At 72.6% G+C, this 10814-nt stretch carries 8 protein-coding genes; 5 read left to right on the top strand and 3 right to left on the bottom strand.

Features of this window, described 5'->3' with window-relative positions; all coding sequences use genetic code 11:
* The 3 genes from H5J30_RS07960 to H5J30_RS07970 form a co-directional block, all read left to right on the top strand.
* The coding region (locus H5J30_RS07960) for an acyl carrier protein (RefSeq protein ID WP_181786446.1) at positions 1–190 on the top strand (190 nt) is incomplete at its 5' end.
* Positions 190–951, top strand: a complete 762-nt coding sequence (locus H5J30_RS07965) for a thioesterase II family protein (protein ID WP_258563176.1) — start codon at positions 190–192, stop codon at positions 949–951. The genes H5J30_RS07960 and H5J30_RS07965, both read left to right, overlap by 1 nt.
* Before the next feature lie 21 nt (positions 952–972).
* Positions 973–1875: an aminoglycoside phosphotransferase family protein gene (locus H5J30_RS07970; protein ID WP_181786447.1), complete on the top strand. Its 903-nt coding sequence runs from the start codon at positions 973–975 to the stop codon at positions 1873–1875.
* A 49-nt stretch (positions 1876–1924) separates the two neighbouring features.
* Here H5J30_RS07970 and H5J30_RS07975 read toward each other — a convergent pair whose 3' ends face one another.
* The 3 genes from H5J30_RS07975 to H5J30_RS07985 form a co-directional block, all read right to left on the bottom strand.
* Entirely contained in the window at positions 1925–3022 is a 1098-nt protein-coding gene (locus H5J30_RS07975; protein ID WP_181786451.1) for a MalY/PatB family protein, read from the bottom strand.
* A gap of 117 nt (positions 3023–3139) precedes the next feature.
* On the bottom strand, positions 3140–4492 hold the full coding sequence (locus H5J30_RS07980) for a condensation domain-containing protein (protein WP_309505464.1): 1353 nt from the start codon (positions 4490–4492) through the stop codon (positions 3140–3142).
* 248 nt (positions 4493–4740) lie between these two features.
* Positions 4741–5736, bottom strand: a complete 996-nt coding sequence (locus H5J30_RS07985) for a LacI family DNA-binding transcriptional regulator (protein ID WP_181786452.1) — start codon at positions 5734–5736, stop codon at positions 4741–4743.
* 467 nt (positions 5737–6203) lie between these two features.
* Between H5J30_RS07985 and H5J30_RS07990 the strand changes: the two genes are divergently transcribed.
* Complete coding sequence (locus H5J30_RS07990; RefSeq protein WP_181786449.1) at positions 6204–10172, top strand: glycoside hydrolase domain-containing protein; 3969 nt, start codon at positions 6204–6206, stop codon at positions 10170–10172.
* A gap of 129 nt (positions 10173–10301) precedes the next feature.
* Positions 10302–10814, top strand: a 513-nt coding sequence (locus H5J30_RS07995; RefSeq protein WP_181786450.1) for an NAD-dependent epimerase/dehydratase family protein, incomplete at its 3' end; no start/stop codon positions are given.

Here is a 10814-nt window from a genome sequence, read left to right on the forward strand (position 1 = left end):
CACCGGCACGCCGGCGGACGCGGGCCACGACTTCTTCGGCGCGGGCGGCAACTCGCTGGACCTCATCCGGCTCATCGACGACATCGGCGACCGCCTCGGCGTGCTCCTCGACTTCGCGGACGTGTACGGGATCGGGTCCTTCGACGAACTGGCCGACCTGGTGCGGGCGGCCCGGGACGGGGCCGGCTGATGGCGCCTGAACGCCCCCGGCCCGTCGTCCGGGTGCCGGTGCCGCGCCCGGCGGCGGACCGCCGCCTGATCTGCTTCCCGCACGCCGGCGGGTCGGCGAACTTCTTCCGCGACTGGGCCGCCGGCCGGCCGGAGACCGAGGTGGCGGCCGTCCAGTACCCGGGCCGGGCGGACCGGCTCGACGAGCCGTGCCACGACGACCTCGGGCAGGCGGCGGACGAGGTCCTCGCCGCGGTGGGCCCCTTCCTCGACCGCCCGGTGGCCTTCCTCGGGCACAGCCTCGGCGCGATCGTCGCGTACGAAGTGGCCCGGCGCCTGGAGCGCATCGGCCTCGGCGTCGAGCGGCTCGTCGCCTCCTCCGCGCGGGCGCCGCACGACCCCGACCACGTGGCCGCCCAGGACCTCGCCTGGGACGACGACGCGGCGGCGCGGTCCCTGGCCTCCCTGGGCCACACCGACGCCGAGGTGCTGGCGGACCCCGCGGCCCGGTCGCTGGTACTGCCGTACCTGCGCGCCGACTTCGAGATGCTCCGGCGCTACCGCCATGTGCCGGGGGAGCGGCTCAGCTGCGACATCGTCGCCGTACACGGCTCCGAGGACGGCCACGTGAGCGCACGGCAGGCCGAGCGGTGGGCCGATCTCACCACCGGCGCCTTCCACCACGCCACCAGGCCCGGCGGGCACTTCTACCTGGTGCCCGCGCCGCCGCTGGACCTCTTCCTCGACACGCCGCCCGCCGACGCCGGGCGGAGCCGCCCGTGACCCCCGGGAGGGGAGACGCACATGCCCGATGAGCTGCGCATCGAAGCCGACGCGGACCTCGTACGCACCCTGCTGCGCGCGCAGGCGCCGCAGTGGGGCGGACTTCCGCTGGAGCGCGTCACGTCGGCCGGGGTGAACAACACCCTGTACCGGCTCGGCGACCGGCTGAGCATACGGCTGCCGCAGACGGAGTGGGCCGCCGGCCACATCCGCAAGGAGCACCGGTGGCTGCCCCGGCACGCGCCGCGGCTGCCGCTGGACATCCCCACGGCGGTGTTCACCGGCGCCGCGGGCGACGGCTTCCCCTGGCCCTGGCTGGTCTGCCGGTGGCTGGAGGGCGCGGACGCGGTGGCGTCGCCGGTGTCCGACGAGCGCGCCGCCGGGCGGGCGCTGGCCGGGTTCGTCGGTGCGCTGCAGGGCATCCCGACCGCCGGCGGGCCCCGGGCCGGCCTGCACAGCGGCCTTCGCGGCACTCCGCTGCCGGTACGGGACGGGGTGGTCCGGCGGGCGCTCGGCCACCTCGACGGCACGTTCGACACCGGGGCCGCCACCGCCCTGTGGGAGTCGGCCATCCGCGTGCCCGCGTGGCGGCGCGCGCCCGTGTGGGTGCACAGCGACATCCACCCGGGCAACGTGCTCGTACGCGACGGGGTGCCGGGCGCGGTGATCGACTGGGAGCTGCTCAGCGTCGGCGACCCGGCGCTCGACGTGATGGCCGCCTGGACGTTCCTGTCGTCCGCGGGGCGCGAGACCTTCCGGGAGGAACTGCCGGTGGACGACGACACCTGGGCGCGGGCCCGCGGCTGGGCGCTGTGCGTGGGCGTGATCGCCGCGGACTACTACGAGGGCAGCAACCCGGTGCTGGCCGGGTTCAGCCGGCAGGCGGCAACGGAGGCCATCGCCGACTTCGAGCGGGGCCGCTGACGCCGCAGCCCGCCGGCGCCCCCCGCCGCCGGTACGGTCACGGGCCCGGTCAGTTCACCGCGAGCGCCATCCGGGCCACCGCCTCGCGGACGCGGTCGGCGGAGGTGGCGAGATTGAAGCGTACGAACCCGCGGCCCGCCCGCCCGTAGAGCGGGCCGCGGCTCAGCGCGACCCGGCCCCGCTCCAGGAACGCGGCCGCCGGATCGTCGCCCAGGCCGAGCGCCCGGCAGTCCAGCCACGCCAGGTACGTGGCGTCCGGCGGCCGGTAGCCGATCCGCGGCAGCTCCCGGTTCAGCTCGTCGGCGAGCAGCTTGCGGTTCTCGTCCAGCCCGGCGAGCAGCTCGTCCAGCCACGGCTCGCCGTCGCTGAACGCCGCCACGCCGGCCATGACCCCGAAGATGCCCGCCGACACCCACAGTTCGGGCGGCAGCCGGTGCAGGTCCGCGGCCGCCCCGGGCGCGGCGACCAGCAGCGCCGCCTTCAGCCCGGCGACGTTCCACGCCTTCGACGCGGACACCGCGACGAACGACCGGTCCGCGGCCTCCGCGTCGAGCATGGCGAACGGGACGTGCACGACACCCGGGTAGGTCAGCGGGCCGTGCACCTCGTCCACGACGACCCGGACGCCGTACCGGTGGGCCAGCTCGGCGATCGCGTACAGGGTCTCGATGTCCGCGACGGTGCCGGTCGGGTTGTGCGGGTTGCACATGAGGTACGCCCTGGCCCCGGCCGCGAACGCGCCCTCCAGCCCGGTCAGATGGATCCGGCCGTCCACCATCGGGTTCTCGACGACGCACCGGCCGAGCGCCTGGAGGTGGCTGGGGAACGCCGGGTACGCCGGGGTGTCCAGCACGACCCGGTCGCCGGGCTCGGTGACCAGCCGGATCGACTCGGTGATCGCCTGCGTCACGTCGGACACCAGGGTGATGCAGGCGGGGTCGGGCCGCCACCCGTACCGGCGCGCGGCGAACCCGGCGAACGCGCCGGGCAGGTCCGCGTGGTACGCGTAGCCGGTGTCGCCGCGTTCGAGCGCGGCGGTCAGCGCGGCCCGGATCGGTGGCGCCAGCGGGGTGTCCGTTTCGGCAAGCCACATCGGCAGCACGTCCGGCGGGTATTCCCGCCACTTCAGGCTGCGCCGGGCGGCCAGTTCGGCCGCGCTGTAAGCCTGTAAGGGATTCGTCACGGCGTTACCCGGTCACACGGGAATTCATGCGCACACCAACCTCGCCCTTCGGTGGTCTTCGGCCCGGCAGGGGGCGGAGCCTCATTCGTCGGCGGTGCCGGCGCAAGTCCGCGCGAGGTCCCGGGTGATGGTCTCGACGAATTCGCGCGTGTACATACCCTCGGCGCAGCTCGCGTTGGCGACGGCCGGGCGGTCGCCGTAGAGGAAGAGCGCCAGCGCCAGACCGGGCTGGTGGAAATCCCGGCCGAACATGGGCAGGGATTCCCGCGTGAGCGGTACGCCGCCGAGGCGCGGCGCCGGGTCGTAGACCGCGGTGTTGACGTACCCGTATCCGGTCGGTTCCCGGTCGTACGCGTCGGGGAACCGGGCCCGGACGTACTCCTCGTGGCTGAACATGCTGTGCGAGATCGCTTCCAGGACTCCGGACCGGACCTTGGGCGCCAGCGATGGAACCGTATCCTCCGGGGTCACGGGAATCCGCAGCATCATGCGGTTCGAGAAGTATCCGATCAGTTTCTCCGTGCCGGGCCAGATGCGCCGTGAGGTGGCGAAGAGGAAACGCACGTCCCCGGAATGCCCGTGGGCCCGCAGGGTCACCGCGGTTGCGGCGAAGGCGAGCATGGTGGTCGTCACGCGCAGCCGCCGCGCGTACTGCTTCAGCCGGGCCGTGTCGTCGGCGGAGAGCTGGAGATCGTAGTTGACGATCGTGCCCCACGGCTCGCACGGGCCCAGCTCGGGCAGGTCGAGGCCGGGATAGGCGCCGAGTCCCCTGTTGTGCTCGTCCCACCAGGCGAGCGACGCCGCGCCGTCGTCGCCGGCGAACCAGGCGCGCTCGTCGAGGGCGAACCGCGTGGCGTCGGTGACCAGTTCGTCGAACGCGGACGCGGGCCGGTCGGCGAGCCCGTCGTACACCTCGGTGATGTCGTCGAACAGGGCCATGGCGCCGGCGTGGTCGAGGATGCTCTGCTCGATGGAGACACCGAACATGTCGTTCTCGGGGCGATGCAGGACGACCGCGCGCAGCAGCGGCCGTTCGAACGGCGAGAACATATCCTGCAGCCATGCGTACGCCTCGGCGTCCGCGGCGGCCGGATCTGCGCCGGCGGTCATTTCACGCAGCGGCCAGGTCGCCTCGCCGGGGGGAATGCAGCCGACCGTGTCGATCGAATCCGGAAAGAAATAGAGGCGCAGGCCGCTGTGCCTTCTGGCAACGAGGCGCAGCGCCTGCTCCATTCGCGGTACGTCGAGGCGCCCGGGGTACGAGTACGCCCATACATACGGATTCTTCCACCAGCGGTCGGGGCCCTGTAACAGTGCGAGCCGCTTCGTCTGGGTGGTGGTCGCCGGATACAGCCGCCCGTCCGTTCCGGGTTCGGCTTCGGTGCTCTCCGGCTGGGATGCGGCGTGCATACTCAACTCCTCCGGCTGGGGCATCGGTAAAGGGACGACGTCACTCCACTTATGACCTGACTCGACTCCTCCGTAGCACGCCTGAGGGCGGTGACCGACGAGGCCACCATACGAGCCCGCGGATATCTACGGAACCCTCCGGTAAGCGGGTGATGGACCGCCGAGGGATTTACCACCGGATCTCCACCCGTTGTTCGGATCGTCCCGTACGGCGCACGCAACGCCGTACGGGAGGTGGCACGGCGGTGCGAATCGCCGGGCCCGAATCCCCGTCAGTCCCGACCCGCGCCGGGATCGCCGTAGCGTACGACCTGCGTGGGAATGACGATGCGCAGCGGCGCGTCCCCGCCGGGGCCGGGATGCGGCTCGTGCAGGCGGCGCAGCAGCAGTTCCGCGGCCCGGCGGCCCAGCTCCCGCGGGTCGTACGCCACGATCAGCGGCACCCCGAGCACGTCGGCCAGTTCGAAGTCGTCGAAGCCCGCCAGGCTCGCGGCGCGGCCGAGCCGGCTGGTGGCGCGGTAGGCGCCGAGGGTGTTGCGGCTGTTGGCGCAGAAGAACGCGGTGGGGGGCCGGGGGAGTCCGAGCAGTTCCCGGGCGGCGTCCTCGGCGGCCGGGATGGTGCGCTGCCGCAGCCGCACATAGCGCTCGTCCAGCGGGACCCCCGCCTCCTCAAGCGCCACGCAGAAGCCGCGGAACCGTTCGGAGCCGGTCCAGACGGACGGCGGCAGGCCGAGGAACCCGAGCCGGGTGTGACCGGCCGCCAGGAGGCCGGCCGTCGCTTCGCGGGCGCCGCCGAAGTCGTCCACCAGCACGCAGTCCAGCGGCACGCCGGACGGGGGGCGGGCGCCCAGGACGATGGGCACCGAGCCGGGCTGCGCGGCGAGGTGGGAGTGGTCGTTGCCGGCGGGCACGACGATCATGCCGTCGACCCGGCGGGCGGTCAGCTCCTCCACGAGCCGCCGCTCCCGCTCGACGTCCTCGTCGGTGTTCGTGAGGACGACCTTCAGGCCGTGCCGCCCGACGCCCGCCTCCACGCCCAGCGCGAACTGGGAGTAGAAGGGGTTCGCGAGGTTCGTGACGACGAGCCCGATCAGCCCGCTGGTCCGCCCCAGCCGGAGGTTGCGGGCGGCCTCGTTGAGCCGGTAGCCGAGGGAGTCGACCGCGGCGAGCACGCGCTCGCGGGTCGCCTTGCTCACCCCGGGGTCGCCGTGCAGCACGCGGGAGACCGTCATGGGGCTGACCGACGCGTGCTCGGCGACGTCCCGCATCGTCGGGGGGCGGCGAGAAGGAGAGCCCTCGGTCACCGTCTTCTCCCCCGCTGCGTCACGTCGTTGCCTGCGCCGTTACCGAGCGGAACCACGCTAGCACCGAACCGCATCGCCCCAGGTCGCTGCCGGGCCAACCCCGTTGCCCGGGAATGGTATCGATATCTTCCGCCGGGATCTCCCCCGCGTACGTGCGGAATCCGCCGCCGCGGGGCGGGTGTCCCGGGTGCGGCGCACCCGGTCCGCGTCGTACCAGTTCAGAAGGGTGCGCCCCGGGCCGTGTCGACACACCCCCTTGACGGCGGTGGGCGGTGCCCCTACGGTCCAACCGCACGCCGAATGTTATCGATAACTTTCCGCGTTCCCCCGCCCCAACCGCCCGACGCTCCGCACCACTTGCCGCATTTCCGCAGTGCAGGACCGCGCGTTCAGCTCGTCAACCGTGACCGAACGACCGACAGGGGTTTGCCATGCCTGCAAGGAAAGCCATCGCCGGAATGTCCCGCCGCCGTCTCCTGCTGTCCACCGGCGGCATGCTGGGCGCCGGCGTGGTGAGCGCCTACGGCTCCGGCAACGCCTGGGCGGCGGCGCCGGGGGCGGCCGCCGCCGGGGAGGCCGGCCGCGACTACGTGAAGCTGGTGAACCCCTGGGTGGAGGCCGACCGGGGCCGGTTCTTCTTCTTCCAGTCGGCCAGCAACCCCTTCGGCCTGGTCAAGCTGCGCCCGGACACCAGCACCCACGCGACGTGGGGGACCGGCTACATGCGCAAGGAGAACCAGGTCAAGGGCTTCAGCCACCTCCACTGCTGGCAGATCTCCGGCGTCCAGGTGATGCCCACCTCGGGCGAGGAGGTGCCGAAGCTGGAGGGCGACACCGGCTGGCAGTCGCACGTCAACCACGACGTGGGCGAGGTGGCGGAACCCGGCTACCACCGGCTGCACCTGGACCGGTACGGCATCACCGCCGAGCTGACCTGCACCGACCGGGTCGGGCTGCACCGCTACACGTACGACGGCGCCGGCCCCGGCGAGATCGTCGTCAACCTCGGCGGGACGCTGGGCGAGGCGATCATGAAGGACGCCCGGATCACCAGGAAGAGCGATCGCGAGGTGGAGGGCTACGTCTTCCAGCACGGCACCAGCTATCCCGCGCACAGGAACCAGCTGTTCTTCAGCATCCGCTTCGACAGGGCCTTCGACTCCATGCACGGCTGGGCCGGCGGCGAACTCGCGGACGGCGGTGCGGCGGTCGACGAGGTCGAGGGCGAGGGCGCGGGCTTCTACGTCCGCTACGGCCGACTCGACGCGGGAGAGCAGGTGCAGGTGAAGGTCGCGCTGTCCTTCACGGGTGCGGCGGGCGCGCGGCGGAACCTGGAGACCGAGCTGCCGGGTTGGGACTTCGACGCCGTGAAGGCGGCGTCGCAGGGCCACTGGAACCGGCTGCTGGGCCGGATCGACGCCGAGGGCGGCAGCGAGCAGCAGCAGGTGAAGTTCTACACCGACCTGTTCCACGTCCTGTGCGGACGCAGCGTGATCAGCGATGCCGACGGCACGTACCTCGACAACACCTGGCAGCACCGCAAGGTCGGGAAGATCCCGTCGGACGCCGACGGCGTGCCCGAGTACGCGATGTACAACTACGACGCGCTCTGGCTGACGCAGTGGAACCTCAACACCGTCCTGGGACTGGCCTATCCGGAGATCTACTCCAGCGCCGTGCGGTCCCAGCTGCGGATGTACGAGGACGGCGGGCTGCTGCCGCGGGGCCCCGTGGCCGGCGACTACTCGTGGGTGATGACCGGATCGCCGGTGACGTCGTTCATCAGCGGCGCCTGGAACAAGGGCATCCGGGACTTCGACATCGACCTCGCGTACGAGGCCATGCTCGACGCCCACTCCCTGGGCGGCCTCTTCGAAGCCGGCTCGTTCGAGTACGGGCGCTGGGGGAGCTGCGGCGGTGCCCGCCACTACTTCGACCTCGGGTACGTACCGAACGAGGTGTGCAGCGGCCCGCTCGAAGGCGGTGCGGGGCAGACGCTGGAGTACGCGTTCCAGGACTGGACGCTGGGCCAGCTGGCGCGGCGGCTGGGCAAGTCCGGTCTCAACGTGGCGCAGTTCGCCGAGGTGTCGGTGTCGTCGCAGCGGAACGACTCGAATCTGGCGGGGGTGCGGGCCGTGGACGGCCGGCCGGCGCGCTCCAGTGTCACCGAGCCGGTGAACGTGGAGTGGGCGTCGACGGAGCGGAAGCCGTGGATCAGGCTGAGCTGGCCGGAGAAGAAGCGCGTGCACAAGGTGGTGCTCGGCGACCGCGCCGAGGGCGACTCGCGGGTGAACTCCGGCGTGCTGTCGTTCAGCGACGGCTCGTCGGTCGAGGTGGACGGCATCCCTGCCGGGGGCGGGAACAAGGTGGTGGCCTTCCGGCCCAGGCGGGTGAGCTGGGTCAGGTTCGAGGCGACCGGCGGCACCGGGGAGGACGTCGGGCTGGGCGACTTCGAGGTGTGGGACGACACCGACGCGGGGGAGTTCCTGATCGAGAGGTCCGGGAACTGGCGCAACCTGTACGACCGGTCCACCGGCTTCATCCGGCCGCGCGGCATGAACGGCCGCTGGCAGGACCCGTTCGACCCGCTGTCGCACGAGGACTTCGTCGAGGCGAACGCGTGGCAGGCCACCTGGTTCACCTCCCACGACGTCATCGCCCTGGCCAACAGGCTCGGCGGCCGGAAGGCGTACGCCGACAAGCTCAACTACGCCTTCGAGCAGTCCGCCGACGCGAACTTCATCGCCGAGTACGGCAAGGGCCACGTCAGCTACGGCAACCAGCCCGGCCTTCAGGTGGCGCACCTGTTCAACTACGTGGGGCACCCCTGGCTGACCCAGTACTGGGTGCGGCAGGTCAAGGAGAAGACCTACGGCGCGATCACGACGACCGACGGCTACGGCCACTTCGACGAGGACCAGGGCCAGATGGGGTCGATGAGCGCGCTGATGGCGATGGGGCTGTTCGAGGTGACGGGCGCGAGCCTGTCCCGGCCCGTCTACGACATCACGTCGCCGGTGTTCGACGCGGTCACCATCCGGCTGCACCCGGACTACTACCGCGGCCGCACCTTCCGGATCGTCACCCACGACAACTCCGCCGAGCACATGTACATCCAGCGCGCCACGCTCAACGGGCGGCGCCAGGACAACGCCTGGTTCCACCACGACCGGCTCGCCGCCGGCGGGACCCTGGAGCTGTGGATGGGCCCCGAGCCCAACAAGGACTGGGGCGTGGCGGAGCTGCCGCCCTCCAGGTCGGCCGAGGCGCCCGCGGTGCTCCACACCGACCGCGACACCGTACGCGTCGACTCCGGCGAGACCGGCGCGCTCACCCTGGCCGCACGCAACCTCACCTCCCGGCCCGTCGCCGCCACCTGGCGCGCCGCCACCCCCGCCGGCATCGAGGTCCGGCCCGCTCGCGGAAAGCTGACCGCACCGGGCGGGAAGACCGCCGAGCAGGACCTCACCCTGCGCGTCGCCGCCGACGTGCCGTCCGGGCTGTACCGCGTCGTGATCACCGGGGAAGCCGCCGACGGCACCGAACTGCCCGACGCCATCACGTACGTCAACGTCGCACCCGTGCTGACGATCGAGACCGTCCCGGAGCGGCTGATCCTGCTCCAGGACACCCCGTCGACCGTCCAGGTGCAGGTGAACAGCAACGACGTCGACCGGGCGCACTCCACCGACATCGGCGTGCAGGCGCCGGAGGGCTGGACCGTCGAGCCCGCGACCCGGTCGGTCGACGTGCCCGCCGGCGGCCGGACCACGACCACGTTCACCCTGGCCCCGCCGGCGGACGCGACCGGCGAGCAGTCCCTGACCCTCACCGCCGCATGGGAGGGGGGCGACTTCAGCCGCGAACTGACCGCGACGGTGAGCCGGAAGGTGGCCCTGATCGGTGCCGTCGACCTGGCCACCGGGGAGTTCGCGCTGGCGCCGGACCGCTACGGCGACTTCCCGACGGCCTTCCCCGACGACGTCGACTTCACGGTCGGCAGCAGCGACCCCGCCACCGCGTGGAGCTACATCCACCCCGGGCCCAGCGACGGCTGGGCCGGCGCCAAGCCGCACACCTTCACCCTCCGCTTCGACCTCGACCAGGCGCCCGCCGCCGGCCTCGCCCTCACCGCCTGGCTCATCGACACCCACGAGTCCGGGCCGCCGACCGTCGAACTCACCCTCAACGGCGAGCCGGCGGGCACCGTCACCGTGCCCAAGGGCGGCGGCCAGGGCTACCACTGGGGCGCCGGAGACGACGGCCCCATCCGCCCCGGCGTCCTCGACGTCACCCTCCCCGCCGACGGGCTCCGCAGCGGCCGGAACACCGTCACCCTCACCACCGCGGCAGGCTCCTGGATGGTCTACGACGCCGTCGCCATCCGCGAACTCCCGTGAGGGACCGGGCCTGCCGCACAGCGAGTTCGGCATAGTCTGACCCTCCAGGTGTCCGGTGACCGGGCCAGTGCCGTACGTCCAGGTTGCCGCACCCTGGCACCGAGCCCGCCCGGAGCCCTGGAGGAGCGCATGTCCCTCGCTGTCGTGGTCGGTGCCGGCGGCACCGGCGTGGCCACCGCCCGCCTGCTCGCCGACGCCGGCCACCGCGTCCGCCTGGTCACCCGCGGCGGCGGCGGACCCGAGCACCCGTCGATCGAGCGCGTCGCCGCCGACGCGTCCGACGCCGACCGCCTCTCGGAGGCCGCCCGGGGCGCCGCCACCCTCTACAACTGCGCCGCCCCGCCGTACCACACCTGGCCCAAGGCCCTCCCGCCGCTGGCCCAGGGGCTGCTCACCGCGGCGGAGCGCACCGGCGCCGACTACGTCATGCTCGACAACCTCTACGCCTACGGGCAGGTCGACGGCCCCATGACCGAGGACCTGCCCCTCGCCCCCAACAGCGTCAAGGGCCGCATCCGGGCCGAGGTCTGGCGGCAGGCCGACGCCGCGCACACGGCCGGGCGGGTGCGCCTGACCACCGTCCGCGCCTCGGACTTCGTCGGCGCCGGCGCGAACTCCGTCTTCACCCTCGCCGTCGTGCCC

Origin of the sequence: Streptomyces phytophilus (assembly GCF_013870535.1) — a bacterium.
GTDB lineage: Bacteria > Actinomycetota > Actinomycetes > Streptomycetales > Streptomycetaceae > Streptomyces > Streptomyces phytophilus.